At 57.3% G+C, this 18,908-nt stretch carries 19 protein-coding genes; 11 read left to right on the top strand and 8 right to left on the bottom strand.

Going from position 1 to position 18,908, the window contains the following annotated elements; genetic code table 11:
• Nucleotides 1–95 precede the first annotated feature (95 nt).
• Together KO116_RS01500 and KO116_RS01495 are read left to right on the top strand one after the other, a co-directional pair.
• On the top strand, nucleotides 96–977 hold the full coding sequence (locus KO116_RS01500; RefSeq protein WP_035555077.1) for an ABC transporter substrate-binding protein: 882 nt from the start codon (nucleotides 96–98) through the stop codon (nucleotides 975–977).
• A gap of 117 nt (nucleotides 978–1,094) precedes the next feature.
• A complete protein-coding gene (locus KO116_RS01495; protein WP_035555072.1) occupies nucleotides 1,095–2,603 on the top strand; it encodes a YifB family Mg chelatase-like AAA ATPase in 1,509 nt (502 codons plus the stop codon).
• Between the two features lie 12 nt (nucleotides 2,604–2,615).
• Here KO116_RS01495 and KO116_RS01490 read toward each other — a convergent pair whose 3' ends face one another.
• Nucleotides 2,616–3,596 carry an alpha/beta hydrolase gene (locus tag KO116_RS01490; RefSeq protein ID WP_035555069.1) on the bottom strand — a complete coding sequence of 327 codons (981 nt, stop codon included), beginning with the start codon at nucleotides 3,594–3,596 and terminating at the stop codon, nucleotides 2,616–2,618.
• Nucleotides 3,597–3,815: 219 nt separating this feature from the next.
• Here KO116_RS01490 and KO116_RS01485 point away from each other — a divergent pair, with 219 nt between their 5' ends.
• Together KO116_RS01485 and KO116_RS01480 are read left to right on the top strand one after the other, a co-directional pair.
• A complete protein-coding gene (locus KO116_RS01485; protein ID WP_035555066.1) occupies nucleotides 3,816–5,996 on the top strand; it encodes a malate synthase G in 2,181 nt (726 codons plus the stop codon).
• Nucleotides 5,997–6,106: 110 nt separating this feature from the next.
• Complete coding sequence (locus KO116_RS01480) at nucleotides 6,107–6,535, top strand: PaaI family thioesterase (protein ID WP_035555065.1); 429 nt, start codon at nucleotides 6,107–6,109, stop codon at nucleotides 6,533–6,535.
• A gap of 12 nt (nucleotides 6,536–6,547) precedes the next feature.
• On the opposite strand, the gene KO116_RS01475 is transcribed toward KO116_RS01480, so the two are convergent.
• The 4 genes from KO116_RS01475 to KO116_RS01460 form a co-directional block, all read right to left on the bottom strand.
• The gene (locus KO116_RS01475; protein WP_035555062.1) at nucleotides 6,548–6,994 is read right to left on the bottom strand and encodes a DUF411 domain-containing protein; all 447 of its coding nucleotides are present in this window, start codon (nucleotides 6,992–6,994) and stop codon (nucleotides 6,548–6,550) included.
• A gap of 101 nt (nucleotides 6,995–7,095) precedes the next feature.
• Nucleotides 7,096–9,285 carry an aldehyde oxidoreductase molybdenum-binding subunit PaoC gene (paoC, locus tag KO116_RS01470; protein ID WP_035555059.1) on the bottom strand — a complete coding sequence of 730 codons (2,190 nt, stop codon included), beginning with the start codon at nucleotides 9,283–9,285 and terminating at the stop codon, nucleotides 7,096–7,098.
• A gap of 3 nt (nucleotides 9,286–9,288) precedes the next feature.
• Complete coding sequence (locus KO116_RS01465; RefSeq protein WP_035555057.1) at nucleotides 9,289–10,239, bottom strand: FAD binding domain-containing protein; 951 nt, start codon at nucleotides 10,237–10,239, stop codon at nucleotides 9,289–9,291.
• Complete coding sequence (locus KO116_RS01460; protein ID WP_035555054.1) at nucleotides 10,236–10,796, bottom strand: 2Fe-2S iron-sulfur cluster-binding protein; 561 nt, start codon at nucleotides 10,794–10,796, stop codon at nucleotides 10,236–10,238. Before KO116_RS01460 ends, KO116_RS01465 begins: the two co-directional genes overlap by 4 nt.
• 171 nt (nucleotides 10,797–10,967) lie before the next feature.
• Here KO116_RS01460 and KO116_RS01455 point away from each other — a divergent pair, with 171 nt between their 5' ends.
• Both KO116_RS01455 and KO116_RS01450 read left to right on the top strand, forming a co-directional pair.
• On the top strand, nucleotides 10,968–11,993 hold the full coding sequence (locus tag KO116_RS01455; protein ID WP_235272469.1) for an XdhC family protein: 1,026 nt from the start codon (nucleotides 10,968–10,970) through the stop codon (nucleotides 11,991–11,993).
• The gene (locus KO116_RS01450) at nucleotides 11,983–12,600 is read left to right on the top strand and encodes a nucleotidyltransferase family protein (protein WP_035555051.1); all 618 of its coding nucleotides are present in this window, start codon (nucleotides 11,983–11,985) and stop codon (nucleotides 12,598–12,600) included. The genes KO116_RS01455 and KO116_RS01450 overlap by 11 nt, the downstream gene beginning before the upstream one ends.
• Here KO116_RS01450 and KO116_RS01445 read toward each other — a convergent pair.
• On the bottom strand, nucleotides 12,581–13,696 hold the full coding sequence (locus tag KO116_RS01445) for a metallophosphoesterase (RefSeq protein ID WP_035555048.1): 1,116 nt from the start codon (nucleotides 13,694–13,696) through the stop codon (nucleotides 12,581–12,583). The genes KO116_RS01450 and KO116_RS01445 overlap by 20 nt on opposite strands.
• A gap of 66 nt (nucleotides 13,697–13,762) precedes the next feature.
• On the bottom strand, nucleotides 13,763–14,143 hold the full coding sequence (locus KO116_RS01440) for a DUF423 domain-containing protein (RefSeq protein ID WP_035555044.1): 381 nt from the start codon (nucleotides 14,141–14,143) through the stop codon (nucleotides 13,763–13,765).
• A gap of 136 nt (nucleotides 14,144–14,279) precedes the next feature.
• Here KO116_RS01440 and thiS point away from each other — a divergent pair, with 136 nt between their 5' ends.
• From thiS to trmB, 3 genes are read left to right on the top strand one after another with little or no spacing between them, the layout of a single operon-like run.
• The gene (gene thiS / locus KO116_RS01435) at nucleotides 14,280–14,486 is read left to right on the top strand and encodes a sulfur carrier protein ThiS (RefSeq protein WP_035555041.1); all 207 of its coding nucleotides are present in this window, start codon (nucleotides 14,280–14,282) and stop codon (nucleotides 14,484–14,486) included.
• Between the two features lie 10 nt (nucleotides 14,487–14,496).
• Nucleotides 14,497–15,306, top strand: coding sequence for a thiazole synthase (locus KO116_RS01430; RefSeq protein ID WP_035555038.1), 810 nt, complete (start codon nucleotides 14,497–14,499; stop codon nucleotides 15,304–15,306).
• A gap of 15 nt (nucleotides 15,307–15,321) precedes the next feature.
• The gene (gene trmB, locus KO116_RS01425; RefSeq protein WP_035555034.1) at nucleotides 15,322–16,092 is read left to right on the top strand and encodes a tRNA (guanosine(46)-N7)-methyltransferase TrmB; all 771 of its coding nucleotides are present in this window, start codon (nucleotides 15,322–15,324) and stop codon (nucleotides 16,090–16,092) included.
• Between the two features lie 138 nt (nucleotides 16,093–16,230).
• Here trmB and KO116_RS01420 read toward each other — a convergent pair whose 3' ends face one another.
• On the bottom strand, nucleotides 16,231–17,151 hold the full coding sequence (locus KO116_RS01420; RefSeq protein ID WP_035555031.1) for a LysR family transcriptional regulator: 921 nt from the start codon (nucleotides 17,149–17,151) through the stop codon (nucleotides 16,231–16,233).
• Nucleotides 17,152–17,378: 227 nt separating this feature from the next.
• On the opposite strand from KO116_RS01420, the gene KO116_RS01415 reads away from it, so the two are divergent.
• Nucleotides 17,379–18,344, top strand: coding sequence for a Bug family tripartite tricarboxylate transporter substrate binding protein (locus tag KO116_RS01415; protein ID WP_035555028.1), 966 nt, complete (start codon nucleotides 17,379–17,381; stop codon nucleotides 18,342–18,344).
• Between the two features lie 59 nt (nucleotides 18,345–18,403).
• Complete coding sequence (locus KO116_RS01410) at nucleotides 18,404–18,907, top strand: tripartite tricarboxylate transporter TctB family protein (RefSeq protein WP_035555025.1); 504 nt, start codon at nucleotides 18,404–18,406, stop codon at nucleotides 18,905–18,907.
• The last annotated feature ends 1 nt before the right edge of the window (nucleotide 18,908 follow it).

The following is an 18,908-nucleotide window of genomic DNA, read 5'->3' as shown; positions in this document are numbered from 1 at the left end:
CGCCTGGGCAGTTTGCTTTCTGAAAACAGGTTTGCAAACAATAAATATTATCGTTTAAATACATCACTTATTTTTCTGGATAGCCTTTCTCCACCATGCGCCACGCCACCCCGCTATCTTTTCTCGCACGCTGCGGGCTGTTCGCCGTTTGCCTCCTGGCCTTCTCCACTGCCCAGGCGCAGTGGGCGACGGTCGATTGGACCATCGCCGAAACACTCATGGCCATTGATGCCCCTGTTAGCAGCGTTGCCCAGCAGGACGCGTATCACGACTGGGTGGGCGAGCCCCGCATCCCCGAGAGCGTCAGCGATATGGGTCTGCGCACCCAACCTAATTTAGAGCTACTGGCCCAAATACCGCCCGAACAGACACTGATCTCTCCCATGTTCGCTGGCTTAACACCGCGCCTGGAGCGAATCGCCCCGGTCACCTCGTTCGCGCTTTATTCGCCCGGCACCGATACTTGGCAAGAGATGCAAACCCTGACCCGCCAGTTGGGCGAGTTAACCGAGCGTCAGCCCCAGGCCGAGCAACTGATCAAAGAAACCCAAACCTTGATGGCCACGCTGCGCGAATCCCGGCCCCTCTCACAGTCAGAAATCGCGCCGTTACTTATGGTGCAGTTTATGGATGCCCGCCATGTGCGTGTCTTTGGCGATAACAGCCTCTACAACGCCGTTCTTGAGCAGCTCGAACTCCCTAATGCCTGGGATCAGCCCACCAACGCCTGGGGATTTGCGCTGGCGGGGGTTGAAGCGCTGGCACGCTACCCTGAGGCAATGCTGGTTATCATCGACCCGCTCCCCGCCGGGGTAGAAGAGCAACTTGCAAAAAGCGGCCTGTGGCAGCACCTTCCCAGTGTTAAAAACAATCGATTGCTGCGCCTGCCGCCGGTATGGAGCTTCGGCGCATTACCTTCGGCTCAACGCTTTGCCAAGGAACTGACCGCAGCGCTGGAAGCAGCGCCTGCACAATAATCACACAGCAGGACGCTACCAAAGCGTTATTAACTAAGGTAGTTTAAGACTTAAATTAAAGTAGATTGTGCTCACATTAGGGTCAGAGCTTTTACCAAAAACCAGCGAGGGACGGCGATGACGTTAGCCATTGTAGCCACGCGCGCAGGCGTAGGTTTAGACGCACCAGCGGTGCATGTAGAGGTGCATTTAGCTAACGGTTTGCCAGGCCTAACGCTGGTGGGCCTACCGGAAACCGCTGTGAAAGAGAGCCGCGAACGGGTACGCAGTGCGTTGGTTAACGCAGGCTTTGACTTCCCCAACACCCGGCGTATTACCCTTAACCTTGCTCCTGCTGATCTCCCCAAAGAGGGCGGCCGTTTTGATTTGCCCATTGCCCTGGGCATTCTCGCCGCTTCTGGGCAAATGCCGGTTGAGGCATTGGAAGGCATGGAATGCGCTGGTGAGTTGGCCCTAGATGGCAAACTGCGCGCAGTGCCGGGAATACTGCCCTTTGCCCTGGCTACGCGGCGGGCAAAAAAAGCGCTGATTATTCCCCGCGACTGCGCCGATGAAGCGGCCCTGGCAGGCGACTTACCGGTACTGCCTGCCGACACGCTATGGCAAGTCGTCGCCCACCTACTCGACCAAGAGAAGATCCTCCCGCACAAGCTCAGTGCCTCGGTTAAGGCCTCTACGCCGGTGGATGACCTCGCCGATGTGCGCGGCCAGCAGCAGGCGCGGCGTGCGCTCGAAGTCGCCGCTGCTGGTGGTCATAATCTCCTATTCGCAGGCCCACCAGGCACCGGTAAAACCATGCTGGCCAGCCGCCTGCCAGGCATTCTGCCGCCGCTTTCCGAAGAGGATGCGCTGGAAGTCGCCGCCGTGCGCTCGGTCTGCGGCCTGCCACTGGAAGCTGATTGGGGCAAAAGGCCATTCCGCCAACCCCATCACAGTGCCAGCGCCGCCGCCCTGGTCGGCGGCGGCTCAAAACCCAAACCCGGCGAGATTTCACTCGCCCACCACGGCGTGCTGTTTTTAGACGAACTCCCCGAGTTTTCCCGCCATGTATTAGAAGTGCTTCGGCAGCCACTAGAAACCGGTACGATCCATTTAGCCCGCGCCAGCCATGAACGCCGTTATCCAGCTCGGTTTCAATTGGTAGCCGCCATGAACCCTTGCCCCTGCGGCCACTTAGGCGATCCGCGCCAGCGCTGTCAGTGTACCGCCAGCCAAATCCAGCGTTATCAAGCGCGGCTTTCTGGGCCGCTGCTGGACCGTATCGACCTTCAAGTGGAAGTGCCCGCGCTGCCACCCGAACAGCTTACTGCGCAAACCCAAGGCGAATCATCAGCAGCGGTGCGTGAGCGAGTAATAGCCGCCCGGGAGCGACAAATGGCCCGCGGCGCGCTGAACAGCCAGTTAAGTGGTAAAGCCCTGGAAGCCGCCTGCGACCTGAATGATGAAGAACGCGCCTGGCTGGCGGGCGTGCTCGAAAAGCTCAAGCTTTCTGCCCGCGCCTACCACCGCGTTTTGCGGGTGGCACTTACCCTAGCCGACCTGCAGGGTGAGCCCAAACCCACTCAACCGCACTTTATTGAAGCGATTGGCTACCGGCAGTTGGATCGGATGTTGAAGGGAGCTTAACGAAAAGCGGCACTAGGATTGATTCTCGCTAAGCTGGTCTACAAACCCATCCAGCGCTTCAAACAGCACCTCCCGGATGGGATCGGCTTCATTTACCAAGTGGTGGCGAGCTTCCGGGTGGCGGTGAATTTCGGCATTGGGAAACTTCTTCGCCAGAATCGCTAAATTCCACTCCCAATCGACGGTCAGATCCTGCTCGCCCTGGAGTATCAGGGTAGGCAGCGGATTGGGCTCCTGGGCCAGTAGGCGGGGCATCCAGCGGCGCATAGCGCTCACCCAGGCAACGCTCAAGCGCTCTGGCTGCAGCGGGTCACCCTCGCGTAGAAACTCGGTGAACTGCTCGTCGGTAGAGTTGGGGCGATATTTACGCGGCAACTCTTTTACAAACGGGCTGGCAATCAAGTGCAGCCAGCTGGTTTGGCTCCATCCCCAAGGCCGCACCAGGGGCGCCAGCAGCACCAAACCCGACCAACCGGAAGCCTCACGGCGGGTGAGTGCATCGGTAGCTAAAATCGCCCCACCGGTACTCTGGCCCACGCCTAACCACGGCGCAGGCGCCATGCCTTGGCTCTTTAGGGTCGTCTGCAAATGGGCCAGGCAGTGCTGATAATCATCGAAATCTTCTATTGCCGCCCGCGCACCGCTGGAAAGGCCGTGGCCGGGAAGATCCCACAGCACGACTCGCCAGCCTTTAGCCAGCAGGCGTTCAAGCAAATGGCGATATAACCCCATATGATCGAAATAGCCATGTACCACAAAGGCAGTACCCACTGGCCGCGGGGGGCTCCACACTTGGCACCACAGCGCAAAGCGCCCCGTATCGATAAAGCCTGCATGCACTTCACTGGTATCTAACAGCAGTGCTTCTAAGCCATAGTGGTGGAAATAGCCTTGCATGGCGTCTGCCAATACTTCCCCTGGCAACAGGCGGCTGAGGGCGGTATCGCCCGAGGCGTGGCGAAACAAGCCTTCCAGATGTTGGAAATCACGCATCGTTGTTTCTCCATAACGCCATTTTCCGTTGGCCTAGACGCGGCTGATGAGCCGCGTTCCCAAACCCTAATACCTAGTCATTTGGTCGAGCATTTTAGCGCATTAGGGTCTACGCTGTTTACATGCCCGAGCAGGTGTGGAATTATTTTCCATAAATACATTTTACTCTGACCGTGGCCAACACATTCCCCCCACGGGCATCCTCACAGGAGAAACCCCATGAGCGAGCGTATCACGCGCCACCGTTTACAGGTGGCAGCCGATTTAGATCGTTTTATCAATGAGCAGGCGCTACCGGGAACAGGCGTTGATGAAAATGCCTTTTGGGCCGGTGTGGATGCCCTGTTTCATGATTTGACCCCGAAAAACCGTCAATTACTGGAAGAGCGCGACACGCTGCAAGAGAAACTCGACGTATGGCACCGAGAAAATCCCGGCCCGGTGACCGATATGCCGGGATACCGCCGCTTCTTAAAAGAGGTTAACTACTTGGCAGAAGCGCCGGCTAACGTCAAAGCGACCACCGCCAACGTTGACCGGGAAGTCGCCGTTCAGGCAGGCCCGCAGCTGGTGGTGCCGGTGAGCAATGCACGCTATGCGTTGAATGCGGCTAACGCGCGCTGGGGCAGCCTTTACGACGCCCTGTACGGCACCGATGCGATTTCCGAAGAGGATGGCGCGGAAAAAGGCACCAGCTTCAACCCGAAACGTGGCGCCAAAGTGATTGCCTACGCCCGTGGCGTGCTTGACCGCGCGGCACCGTTGGCCACAGGTTCTCACCGTGATGCGGTGAAATACACCATTCGTGATGAGCACCTGGTGGTGTCGTTGGAGGGTGGTCGTGAGACGGGCCTTAAGGATTCCGGGAAGCTGATCGGTTTTACCGGTCAAGCGGCTAAACCCGACGCGATTCTGTTGGGTAACAACGGCCTGCACCTGGAAATCCAGATCGATCCCAACGACTCCATCGGCAAAACCGACCCGGCAGGCGTTAAAGATGTCGTGGTGGAAGCTGCACTGACCGCCATCATGGATTGCGAAGACTCCGTAGCGGCTGTGGATTCAGAAGACAAGGTCGGTGTTTACAGCAACTGGCTGGGCCTGATGAAGGGCGATCTGGAAGAGAAGATCGAAAAAGGCGGCAAGACGTTTACCCGCAAGCTGAACGCCGACCGCACCTGGCAAACCACCGATGGCAGCAGCGTCACGCTACCTGGCCGCTCGCTGATGTTCGTGCGTAATGTGGGTCACCTAATGACCACACCAGCGATTCTGGATGAGAACGGCAACGAGCTACCGGAAGGTATTCTTGATGCGGTGGTTACCTCGCTGCTCGCGCTGCACGACCTGAAGAAAGACGCTGACCAGCCGCGCAACTCGCGCACTGGCTCGGTTTATATCGTCAAGCCGAAGATGCACGGCCCTAAAGAAGTTGCCTTCGCCAATGAGCTGTTTAGCCGCGTTGAAGACATTTTGGGCATGCACCGCGACACCCTGAAAATGGGTATCATGGACGAAGAGCGTCGCACCACCGTTAACCTCAAGGCGTGTATCGCTGAAGCGGCTTCACGGGTGGCGTTTATCAACACCGGCTTCCTCGACCGTACCGGCGACGAGATGCACACTGCCATGGAAGCGGGCCCGATGGTGCGCAAGGGCGATATGAAAAGCGCCGCTTGGATTCAGGCCTACGAGAAGAGCAACGTGCAAGTGGGTCTTGCCTGCGGTCTGCGCGGTCGTGCCCAGATCGGTAAAGGCATGTGGGCCATGCCTGACCTGATGCACAACATGCTGGAGCAGAAAATCGGCCATCCTAAAGCCGGTGCCAACACGGCTTGGGTGCCATCTCCTACGGCCGCTGCGCTCCACGCGCTGCACTACCATCAGGTCAACGTCACCGACGTTCAGCGCGAGCTGGAAGCGTTGGGCGAGCCCGACTATCTGGACGACTTACTCACCGTGCCGGTAGCGGAAAACGCCAACTGGTCGGATGAAGAGAAGCAGCAGGAGCTGGACAACAACTGCCAGGGTATTCTCGGCTACGTAGTACGCTGGGTAGAGCACGGCGTGGGCTGTTCAAAAGTGCCGGATATCCACAACGTGGGCCTAATGGAAGACCGCGCCACGCTGCGTATCTCCAGTCAGCACATTGCCAACTGGCTACACCACGGCATTGTCGATGCACCGCGAGTGGAAGAAACCCTTAAGCGCATGGCCAAGGTAGTCGACGAGCAGAACGCAGGCGACCCGACCTACACCGCTATGAGCGCCGACTTTGAAGGCTCTACCGCGTTCAAAGCTGCCTCAGACCTGATCTTCAAAGGTCGCGTACAGCCCTCCGGCTACACCGAGCCACTACTCCACGAGTGGCGCCAGGTGCACAAAGCTAAACGTGCATAAGATTAAGTAAGCCCGCTCGCTTACTCACATAGCCCCAAGGCTCGCGCCTTGGGGCTTTTTATTTAGGCTGATTGACGTTAACGTTAAATAAAACGTGAGGAATAATAACAATGACCGTAATGACGGCTGAGCAGATTGAGCACTTCCTGGATGAGGTCTTTCCCCAGCGAATGGGCAAGATAGAGAATGTGGGCGAGATGCGCGCTACGATGCGCTTAGCGATCGGCAATGAACATCTTCGCCCTGGGCCGCGGGTTTCCGGGCCCACGATGATGGGTTTTGCGGATGTGGCCATGTATGTCGCTATTTTGGCCCAGATTGGCCCCGAAGCGATGGCGGTCACCAGCGACCTTAACTGCCACTTTCTGCGCGCGGCTTCCGGTGATCACGACATTATCGCCCACGCCAAGCTGATCAAACTCGGCCGCCGCCTAGCGGTGGGCGAAGTACAGATTTTTTCAGCCAGCGATGACACGCGCCCCGTGGTGCATGTCACCGCCAGTTACGCTCTGCCAGACGCACCGCTAGACAACGCTTAATGCAACCGCTGGTTAAGGCGCTAGGGTCATAAACGGGGTATCTTCCTGGTCGGTAAACGCATACACATTGTAAGGGGCCTCTTGCGGCCCCGGCATACCCGGCGTACCAATGGGCATCCCGGCCAAACCAATGCCGTCGATATCAGGTTGCGTTTCAAACAGTGCCTGCACCGCGTCCATCGGCACATGGCCCTCAATCCAGTACTCGCCTATTTCGATGGTATGGCACGACCCTAAACCATAGGGAACACCCGCCTGTTGCTTGATATCACTCAGTTCAGCGTCATCCACGATAGTGACATCAATGCCCAGCTCTTCAAGATGGCGTGCATAGGCATCGCAGCAACCGCACTGAGGGTTTTTGTACAAGGTCGCCTCGGCAGGCAGTGCCGCGTGCGCCGAGGTCGCCCCGAGAACTAGAGCGCTAGATAGTAATATTGAGGTGGTTAAGCGGCTCATAAATACCCTCCTGATTAAGAGCGAATAAAGAAACGTTGGTAAGCGACGCAGCATCCAATTGAAAGCTTACAACCTATGTGTCGCCCCAAGGTCAAGCTAGCTCAACGCTCAGTGCTAGGGAGTTGATCGATCATGCGATCCAGCGTCATCGGGTACTCACGGATCCGGACACCGGTGGCATTGTAAATCGCGTTGCCAATCGCAGCCGCTACGCCGCAAATACCCAGCTCACCCACCCCTTTTGCTTTTAGGGGCGATGAAGCAGCATCGGTGGTATCTAAAAAGATGACCTCCTGTTCGGGAATATCCGCATGTACCGCCACTTCGTAGCCTGCCAGGTCGTGATTGACGAAGAAACCGCGCTCGGTATCCACGCTCATGCCCTCGGTCAAGGCAGCGCCAACGCCCATGGTCATGCCGCCAATCACCTGGCTGCGCGCCGTGATGGGGTTGAGGATGCGGCCTGCATCGCACACGGCCAGCATGCGCCGCACACGGGTTTCCCCGGTAAAGGCATTCACGGCCACCTCGACAAAGTGCGCGCCGAAGGTGCCGATCTCCAGCTCGTCCTTGAAGTCGCCAAAGTTGATCGAATCCTCAGCCACTATCTCTTCGCCATCGGCTATGTCGGCCAGCGCTAGATCTGTCTGTCCGGCGACCACGCGGCCCTTTTCAAAGCGCGCCTCGTCAACGTTCAGGCGCTTGGCGATCTGCTGCTGAAGCGCCACACAGGCAGCATATACGCCAGCGGTGGCGCTAGTCGCACCAAACTGCCCGCCTGATCCGGAGGAGGTTGGGTAGGCGCTATTGCCAAGACGCACTTCTACGTCCTGCATCTCCATTCCCATGGTTTCTGCCGCCGTCTGGGTCAGGATGGTGTAGGAGCCGGTACCGATATCGGTCATATCGGTTTCCACGATCAGGCGACCGTTCTGCAAGCGTACCCGTGCGCCCGAAGTCATGGTGGGCGCGCCGCGATAGGCACCAGCCATGCCGTGGCCAATCAGCCACTGGCCTTCGCGCCGACCGCCCGGTTGAAGGTTACGCTCTGCCCAGCCGAAGGTATCGGCGCCCTTACGCAGGCACTCCACAAAGTGGCGTTCGGTGAACGGCTTAGAGGGCTCCTCGGGGTTGACCTGGGTATCGTTGAGAATCCTGAACTCCACCGGATCCATGCCGAGCTTCTCCGCCATCTCGTCCATAGCGATCTCCAGCACCGCCAGCCCCGAGGCTTCACCAGGGGCACGCATGTCCGCCGATTCGGGCAGGCCCATATCGATAGGATGGTGCGCCACGCGACGATTTTCGCCAGCGTAGAAGCAGCGGGTCTGGTTGACCGCGTCTTCACCACTGCCGCCGGGCAGCGTATGGGAAACGGCAGCATGGTCGAAAGCGGTAATCTTGCCATCTGACCCGGCCGCGATGCGCAGACGCTGAATGGTGCCGGAACGGTGCGTGGCGTTGTTGAAGATCATCGGGCGCGGCAAGGCGACTTTGACCGGCCGCCCGGTCTCGCGCGAGCCAAGTGCCGCCAGCACCGCATCGGCGCGTAGCCACAGCTTGCCGCCAAAGCCACCGCCCACGTAAGGGCTTTCCAGGCGGATCCTCTCGGCGTCGATATCGAAGGTGGTAGCGAGCGCCTGGCGCGTCCACTGGATCATCTGATTCGACGTCCATACCGTCATCTGGCCGCCATCCGACCAATCCACGATAGACGCGTGGGGCTCCATCATGGCGTGGCTTTGCGAGGCGGTGCGGTAGGTTTCATCCAGCGTGACCGGCGCGGCATCAAACGCCGCATCTACATCGCCGACGTTAGCCACCGGCTCGCCGGTGCTCTGAAGGCGCGTCCAGGCGTCTTCAAGATCAAACACGCCTTTCGCCTCTTCGTAGCGCACCTCGATCAATGACGCCGCCCCACGCGCCTGCTCCAAGGTATCGGCGACCACCACCGCGATGGCCTGATGGTAGTGCTCAACGGTGGCGCCGCCGAACAGGTGGGCCACATTGCTGTCGGCACGCGCCAGCGACTCAAGCTCCAGGGTGGTAATAACGGCCGCCACGCCGGGTGCAGCGCGGGCAGCCGAGGCGTCCATATGAGTGATTTTTCCCCGGGCAATCGTTGCGCACACGGGGTAACCCACCAGTTGGTTGGCTGCCACGTCATGCCGCTCGTAGGCATAGGGTGCGCGACCGGTTACCTTGAGCAGACCGTCGATTCGCGCGTGAGGCTTGCCGATAACGCGAGCATGATCGAACAGATTATCTTCCGTTGATTGATTAAAATCCATGGGTCACTCCTGAGCCAGCAGCGCGGCGAGCGTTCGTTCTGCTAGGGTAAGCTTGTAGGCGTTCTCTTGCGTTGGGCGGGCGCCGTCCAGTAAGCGGGCCATGACAGCCGATGCGCCCTGCGGTAACGCCGCATCGGCGTCATCACGGCGCCAAGGCTTGGGTGCCACACCGCCTAGGGCAACGCGCCCCGTTCCGTCGGGGGCTTGAATCAGCGCAACGGACACCAGCGCAAAGGCGTAAGAGGCCCGGTCGCGCACTTTGTAATAGGCGTGGCGGCCCTCAACAGGAGGCGGCAGCAGCACGGCGGTGATCATTTCGCCTGCTTGCAGAGCAGTCTCCACCTCCGGCGTATCGCCGGGTAGTTGATAAAACTCATCCAGCGTCAGTCGACGTATTTCACCGGTTGACGTCACGGTTTCTACTTCGGCATCCAGCACGCAAAGGGCAACGGCCATATCAGAAGGGTGCGTGGCAATACACGCATCGGACGTGCCGATAATACCCAGTTGGCGCGTGGCGGCGCCTTTGCTCAACGCTGCGCAGCCCGCCCCGGGCGAGCGCTTGTTGCAGGGCATGCCAGTGTCATAAAAGTAGCCACAGCGCGTGCGCTGGAGCAGGTTGCCGCCGGTGGTCGCCTTGTTACGCAACTGGCCGGAGGCACCCGACACCAGCGCCCGGCTCAATACCGCGTAGTCCTTACGGACCCGGGTATCCGCCGAGAGCGCGGCGTTGCTGACCAGGGCACCAATGCGCAGGCCGCCCTCATCCGTCGGGGTAATCTCGTCAAGACCCGTGCCCCCTACGTCGATCAGGTGCTTGGGGATTTCGATCTCATGTTTCATCAGGTCCAGCAGGTTCGTACCGCCGGCAATAAACTTGGCGCCCGGCACTTCCACCGCACGGGCCGCCGCCTGGGCCGGGTCGCTGACACGTTCGTAGGAAAAGGCTTTCATGAGCGCGCCTCCGCCACCTGGTTGATGGCTTTGAGAATGTTGGCGTAGGCGCCGCAGCGGCAAAGATTGCCCGACATCCGCTCACGAATTTCCGCATCGCTGATCTCAATAGGCGCATTCAGATCTTTGGTAACATGGCTTGGCAGCCCCGCTTGAATCTCTTCAAGCACCGCCTTGGCCGAGCAGATCTGCCCCGGCGTGCAGTAGCCGCACTGGAAGGCGTCATGATCGACAAAGGCTTGCTGCATAGGATCAAGATGACCGACCTCAGCTGCCCCTTCGATGGTCGAAATATCATCGCCTTCATGCATGACCGCAAGGGACAAGCAGGCGTTGATACGTTCGCCGTTCACCGACACCGTGCAGGCGCCACACTGGCCGTGGTCACAGCCTTTCTTGGTGCCCGTTAGCTTAAGCTGCTCACGCAGGGCATCCAGCAGCGTTGTGCGATTATCCAGGGTTAACGTATGCCGTTCACCATTAACGGTTAGTGAAAAGGTGCTGCTATCGGGGTTCACGGTCTTGGGGTGTCTTTCGACGTTATTAGAGGAGTTCATTGCTATATGCCTTCCTTGCGCGTTGCTTTCGCTTATTTAGTGCCATAAGGCCTTTAGCATAGACACGATTACGCCAGGCAGCCCAACTCTGTGTCCAAACCTTGTAAAACAAAACCTCTATCTACGTCAGTTGCGCTACGCTATGACACGTCTATCCACGCAAGATAGGCAATGGATGCCGCTTGCTCACTATTGGAAACGTTTGAAATGCAGCATTTGGACTTGCAGGTTATCGATCAAGCGCTGACCTGGTCCCAGGAGGGCGAAACGGTCTGGCTGTGCACCGTGCTCGCCACGTTTGGCTCATCGCCCCGCGCCCCCGGCGCCTGGATGGCGGTGACCAGAGACGGCAGGCACCTGGGGTCGCTCTCCGGCGGCTGCGTGGAGGATGATTTCATCAAGCGCCTAGCCGAGGGGCAGTTTGAAAAATCGGCGACCGTTATACGCTACGGCGATGCAGACGACGCTCAGGGCGGGCATATCGCACTGCCCTGCGGTGGCATTCTAGAGGTATTGGTGGAGCGCCTACCTGCCACGCCGGATATACGCGAGCACCTTGGCACGTTGAAGGCGACGCTTGAAGGCCACCGCCAGTTGATGCGCCATGTCGATATTCACGCTGGTACGCGCTACTTTTCCGACGACACCACATTAGGGCCGCGGGTGGTCTGGCCCAGTGAAGTGAGCGCGCCGCACCGGCTAAAAATGCGACTCGCGCCCGCACGGCGGTTGATCATTGCCGGCATTTCGCCCGTTTCCCACGCCTGCGCTTCGTTTGCCGCCACATTAGGGTTTGAGGTGATTGTCTGCGACCCCGACGAAGCCGCCTGCCAGGCGTTTGATGTTCCAGGGGTCACGGTCAAGGCGCAACTGCCTTCCCAGTACATTGCCGCCAACGGCTGCCACGGCTCCACGGCCATTGTGGCGCTCACCCATGATCCACGTATAGATGACCTGGCGATGATGGAAGCGGTGCGCACACCTGCGTTTTATATCGGCGTGATGGGCTCAAAGCGCACATCAACTGCGCGCGCCGAGCGGCTGATTCGCTCAGGAGGGCTGACCGAAGAGCAAGTCGAGCGACTGCATATGCCGATTGGCCTAGCGCTTGGCAGCATGACCCCGGCGGAAATTGCCCTCGCAATCATGGGGGATATCGTCAGGGTCCAATACGGAAAAGCTACCAATGAGCTCTAGCAATGTCGTCGCCCTGGTGATGGCAGCTGGCTACTCGCGCCGATTTGGTGAGGATGACAAGCGCTGCGCAACTTTAACCGACGGACGCTCGCTGTTGGCAGCCTCTGTCGCGAATGCCGAGCAAGCCTTTCCTATACTGCGCGTGGCAATCCGTGAAGAGGATGATGCGACCCTGCTAGGCCTTGCAGAAAGCACGCCTCTGGTGCGACTTCATCAGGCACATCTTGGGTTAGGGGCAAGCCTCGCCGATGCGATGGCCGCGCTTAGCCACGACGCCCGCCTGAAAAGCGTCGAGGCGGTCGCGATTTTATTGGGCGATATGCCCTGGATTCACCAGAAGACGCTGCTGTCGTTACAGCGGCAAGCCACTCGCGACACCATCGTGCGGCCCTGCCATGAAGGCAAGCCGGGGCATCCGGTTATCTTTGGGCGTATGCTTTGGCCCGCGCTTGAAGCGCTAAGCGGCCATACGGGGGCCAAAGAGATTATTCGCCACAACGCCGCGCACTACCGTGAGTATCAGGTGGAGGATGTGGGTACGCTGATGGATATCGACGAGCCCGCTCACTTAGCGTTATCAACACACGCTACCCCTGGCGGAGCGTAATGCGGGTTAGCTCGGAGGGCTTGCCGAGACGTAAAGCAAACCCTGGCCATAAGCCTGTACCGTTATTGACGTAAAGCGTCATGTCTTGAACATTATAAAAGCCTGAGACGAAACCATTGTTAGCGCTGGCAACCAGTTGATCGAAGCCTAGTATCATCCCACCATGAGTATGTCCGGAGAGCTGCAGATCTACACCAGCCGCGGCCGCAGCCACCGCATTGCGGGGCTGGTGATCCAGCATAATAATCGGCGAGTCGCTCGGTGCCCCTGCTATCGCTTCCTCGACATTCGGCGCAGCAAAAGCGTGCCTGGCGGCCGTAAAATCCGTCACTCCCGCAAGGACTAAGTTCGCCCCCTCGTTGTTGATCACAATGTGTTGATTTGCCAATACCTGCATGCCGAGCGACTGGTAATACTCCATCCACTGCGGGTAACCAAAATAGTACTCATGATTACCCGGAATGGTATAGACGCCGTCGGGCGCTGAAAGCGCTTGTAAAGGGGCCACATCTGCACGACGCACATCCAGGTCGCCATCGATCAAATCCCCGGTGATGACGATTAGATTTGGCTCAAGCGCATTGGCCTTTGACACCACCGCTTCAACCCAAGGGGCTTCAAACAGCCGGCTGATATGCAGATCAGTTAACTGCACAATCTCATACCCATCAAACTCCGCTGAAAGCCCTTGAATGGCCACCTCGATATCCTTAACCGCAGGAATTCTAGCTGCTTGGCTGACGGCAAAAGCAGCCACGCCTAACGCCAACGCTCCCATGCTGTAACGCAGCGAAGAGGGAATGGCGACACGCCTTCTTTTTACTGCCATTAGCATCAGCGCTATCGCATCAACCACTAGCTGAAACACTGCTAGAAACAGCATCGTGCCGAAAATCCAATTGACGACCAGCACAATAGCTCTTGGCACCTCAGGAGAGAACATGGAGCCAAAAGCCATCAAGGTAAGCCAATGATGCTGAGCCACCAGCAACAGCGCAACGCTGAGGAGAGCTTTAAACCAGAGCGGCCATTTGAGTGGCACTAAATAGCGAAGAATAACAATCAGGCAGGGTATGGCGACGACAAAATGAAACATAGAGATGCTCATGAATGGGAAGAAGCGCGGCGCACAGCCACGCGAATATTTGGCCTACAAAGGTGCCTACTGCTTGGCCATCAGTGCGACGACCGCAACCGCCAGCCACCCGGCCATTAACAAAACGCCGCCAATGGGCGTCACAATGCCGAGGCTTAGCCCCGCCAAGGCCATTAAGTAGAGCGAGCCGGAAAAGCACACAACCCCCAATGCCCACAGCGCCAGCACCCAACGCTGACCTGCCAGCGGATGTACTCGACGCCACACCAGTACGATCATAATGGCTAGGGTGTGCCACGCCTGGTAAAGCACGCCGGTCTCGACGGCACTCACCATGGCCTCGGTCGTGCGCGCCGCCAAGCCGTGTGCCGCATAGGCGCCCAGTATTACCATCATGGCGCCTGATAGCGCCGCTATACACCACCACACTTTATCTGTTTGTTGCACACTGCTCTCCTGCTTCAATTTCATCTCTCACTTTCACTTGGTCCATCGTGCTGATTATACCCACGGCGTACCTTGCGCGGCGCTAAACCGCTACAATAGAGCACGAACTGCCACGACGAATGAGACGCGCCTATTTATGTCTATCCAGATACGTCTAAACGGTGAACCCCATACGCTGTCCACCGGCCTAACCGCCGCCGACCTAGTGGAACAACTGGGTCTTAGTGGCCGTCGTATTGCCGTGGAAATTAACGAAGAGATTGTCCCCCGCAGCCAACACGCCGACACCCACTTGGCCGATGGCGACCACGTGGAAGTGGTTCACGCGATTGGCGGTGGCTAAAGGAAAAACTATGACGCAATTAACGCATGAACCACTAGCGGATACGCCGCTCACCATTGCCGGGCGCGATTTTCATTCGCGCCTGCTGGTGGGCACTGGCAAGTACAAAGACTTTACCGAAACCGGTGCCGCCATTGCCCAGAGCGGCGCAGAGATTGTGACCTTTGCTGTGCGCCGTACCAACTTAGGCCAGGACGCTGGAGCGCCCAACCTGCTGGACGTTATCTCGCCGGAGCGCTACACCCTGCTGCCCAATACCGCCGGCTGCTATAACGCTAAAGATGCTGTGCGCACCTGCCGGTTGGCCCGCGAACTGCTCGACGGCCACAACTTGGTCAAGCTGGAAGTGCTCGGCGACGATCACACGCTTTATCCCAACGTGGTCGAAACGCTAAAAGCCGCTGAAACGCTGCTTGCTGATGGCTTTGACGTCATGGTGTACACCAGCGACGATCCTATTGTGGCACGCGAACTAGAAGCCATGGGCTGCTGCGCCATCATGCCGCTAGGCTCACTGATTGGCTCGGGCCACGGCATTCAAAACCCACACAACGTGCGCTTGATTGTTGAACAGAGCAAGGTACCGGTACTAGTGGATGCGGGCATTGGTACGGCGTCAGATGCTGCCATGGCGATGGAGCTAGGCTGTGACGGCGTGCTGCTGAATACCGCTATTGCCCACGCTCGCGAGCCGCTTCGCATGGCCAACGCCATGAAGCTGGCCGTGGAAGCCGGACGCGATGCGTTTCTAGCCGGCCGCATGCCGCGCCGCCAATCTGCCGATCCCTCTTCACCTTTCGCTGGCCGTATTAACGGTTAATTGATTCGAGACCCCATGACTGACACCAACGATAGCGTACCCGAAAGTCACGCCGCGCCCGAAAGCAACGCCACCACAGGGCCGGAAGGTACGGATGCACCGCTGCATCGCCGCGGCATTAAAAGCTATGTGATCCGCGCGGGCCGTATGACCCAGGCGCAAAACCGTGGCTTAGAAGATATCTGGCCGCGTTTTGGCCTGACCATCGCCGACGGCCGCCAAGACCTGAACGTCCTGTTTGGCCGTCAGGCACCGCGGGTAGTAGAAATCGGCTTTGGCATGGGCAACTCGCTGATAGAACAGGCTGAAACCCATCCAGACACCGACTTTATCGGCATTGAAGTCCACGCCCCTGGCGTTGGCAAACTGCTCGATGAAGTAGATAAGCGCGGCCTGACTAACCTGCGCGTTTACCGCGAGGATGCCCTGGCGGTGCTGGAGCAGTGCCTGCCCGAAGGCTCTCTGACCACGCTGCAGCTGTTCTTCCCTGACCCGTGGCCGAAGAAGAAGCACCATAAGCGGCGCATCGTGCAGCCTGCATTTGTTGAGCTCATTCGTACTCGCTTAATGCCGGGCGGAACTTTCCACTTAGCTACCGACTGGGAAGCCTATGCGGAGTGGATGGCCGAGGTAATGGAAGCGGCCCCTGGTTATGCCAACACCGCCAGCGCAGAAACCGCCCCGTATGTGCCACGCCCGGCGTTCCGCCCGCTAACCAAGTTTGAAGCCCGCGGCGAGAAACTCGGCCATGGGGTTTGGGATTTGATTTATCAGCGGGAAGAGTAAACGTTCTGCCAACTAGATTGACAGAGAGGGGGTATTGCAGTGTTAGACGCTACGGTCAGCATCAATTCTGAACGGGCGTCTTTCGTATTAACCGAGAATAGCTGCATCCAGATGACTATTAGGTTTAAACATCTTCTTTTAATTATTAAGCGATATTAAAATACCCATTTGATGCAAGCTATCGATTTCAGCGTATATCTCTTCGCAGAAAGATTCAGCCACGTTACTTAATGGCTTGTGTTTAGATTTAAGTAAGGCAATTTCCCACTCAATGGTTGGCTCCATAGGCTTTGATACAACGGCTGTTCCCTGAAGCAGTAGTTCTGCAATGGGATCAATCACTGCGACCCCAAGTCCGCGATCAACTAATGCGCACACCCCCCGCATATGGCGCATTTCAACGGCAATATGCCGCTTTATATCTACTGTCTGCATAATGTAATCCACGCGGGCACGCAGAGGACTATCCGCCATCAGCTCTACGAATGTCTGGTTTTGTAAGCTAGTAAGCGCCACCACATCTTGCTTAGCAAGAGGGTGCGTACGATGCATGATGCACCTGGCAGAACAGCGTGCAAGACTACTAACCGTTGCTCCATAAGTGTCTGCTTCAAGCGTTATTCCCAGCGCCACATCACAGGTATTGTTGTCGATCATTTTAAGCAACTCTTGCAACCCGGCATCGATGACCCGAACGCCTACATTAGGGTGATTTTGTTTAAAGCGCTTAATGACATCGAGTAAAAAGGTATCGCAAAAAATGGGTTGTGCAGCGACTACGACACTGCCCAATTGGTTATTAACAATAGCATCCGCATCTTTTTGAGTATCTCGAATACTCGCCATTAGCCGTAAAACGGACGCGTGGTATAAAAACGCTTCTGAAGTTGGCAAAAGCTGATTGCGAGCACGTTTGAACAACGCAAAACCCAGCTCGTCCTCTAGCCCGATGAGCAAACGACTTACCATTGATTGGCTGATTCCTAACGTTTCTGCAGCCGCTTTCGTGGTGCCATGCTTCATGAATGCATCAAACGCTTCAATTTCTTTTATTTTCATGGTGTTAATCCCACTCAAGAAGTCTTTTACTCAATAAACAGCGAATAAAAACAACGTTTATAAACAATAAGCTTGCAACTTTGACTCACCACTAGAACAAAATCGAATACTAAATCGAATTGTTGCAACAAATTTCATACCTGTCTATGTTAAAAGCGCTGGGTTCAAAAATGCTATTAATAAATCCACTCTATGAAAGCTATGCAACAACGATTGCGGAGATAAGTATGAAACTCACCTTAAGCTTAGCGGCAGCAACACTGCTCGCTGCCTCCACCGCCTATGCTCAGAGCTACCCTTCCGAACCCGTCACACTGGTAGTCCCTTATGGCCCAGGCGGCGCCTCCGATCTGGCCGGTCGGGCGCTAGCGGAGTCGGCTCGCGAATATTTAGGACAGCCTGTCACGGTCGTCAATCAAGCCGGCGCAGGTGGAATGACCGGCGCTCGCGATGTGACACAAGCTGACGCCGATGGTTACACCCTGCTGTTAGCCCGCGTCGGCATGGCTCTATCACCGGCGGTCAACGAAAACAGCAGTGTTGATTGGGATGAGTACACCTTCATCAGCCCGCTTGAAGCCACACCGATGATTCTTGCCGTGGCTGAAGACTCTCCCTATGAAAGCGTTGAGGATTTACTGGAAGGCATCGAAAACGACCCTGGTGCGATGAGCTACGCCGCTTCCGGCGCCACCGCCATTGATGGCTTTACGGTGCAGTCGCTACTGGCTGACGCGAAAATGGATCCGCTGACGGCGGCTACGTTGATTCCCTACCGTGGGGGCGGCGAACTCGCAACAGCATTACTGGGTGGGCATGTTGATTTTCTCGCCATCGCGGCAGCCTCTCTGATGCCGCATATCGAGAGCGGTGACATGCGTCCGTTAATGGTGTTCTCACCAGAGCGCATGGAAGCACTACCGGACGTGCCGACGGCTGAAGAGTTGGGTTATGAGTTGGCTGGCCAGGTGATGGGGTGGAGCGCGCTGTATGGCCCGCCAGATTTACCTGAAGAGGTCATGAATACCTGGGCAGAGGTAATGGAGCAGGTGGCTGAAGATGAAATGTGGCTCAGTCGTGCTGACGATCGTGGCTCAATTTCCACTATTGGCAGCGTCGATATGGAGACCTACGCAAAAGAGCAGTATGAGTTTTATCGCACCTTAGCGGAACAGTTTGGCTATCTAGAGTGAGTCAGCGTTAGGCACCACGTTGTCGTCACTGCATACATCATTTCATCACTGGAGGGGTCATGGGTATAACACGCGGTTTAGTTATTACGGTGCTGTTCGGTATCGTGCTGTTTTTACTGATACCCGCCTATGTGCCCCGCCCGCGCTTTATTCCAGGGTTCGCGCCACCGCCTGATATGTGGCCACGCACGGTATCCATGCTCGGCATGGCACTGGGCATACTGCTCGTCGGGCTTTCTTTTTCACGCAAAACCGAAGCAATCGCTGACCCTGAAGATGCCAGCACCATCCGCGGTGACACGCCACTTGTCACGCTGCTCACCCGCTTCGGCTGGACGGTACTCGCCTTTGCGCTCTTTATCGGTTCAGTGATGCTGCTCGGTTTTTTGCTATCGAGCATTCTGCTGTTAATGGCGATGCTGATATTGACGGGTTATTGGCGCCACAAAGTGGTGGCGGCCATCGTTGCCGTTGCACTCCCACTGGTCCTCTACCTGTTTTTCTCCAGCGCACTCAATACGCGTTTCCCTGTCGGCAGCCTTTTCAAGGCTATCGGTATTTAAC

The organism is Halomonas sp. KO116, assembly GCF_000734975.2.
Classification (GTDB): domain Bacteria; phylum Pseudomonadota; class Gammaproteobacteria; order Pseudomonadales; family Halomonadaceae; genus Vreelandella; species Vreelandella glaciei.
Note: the sequence above shows the minus strand (reverse complement) of the source record. Positions and strands in the feature narration are given on the sequence as shown.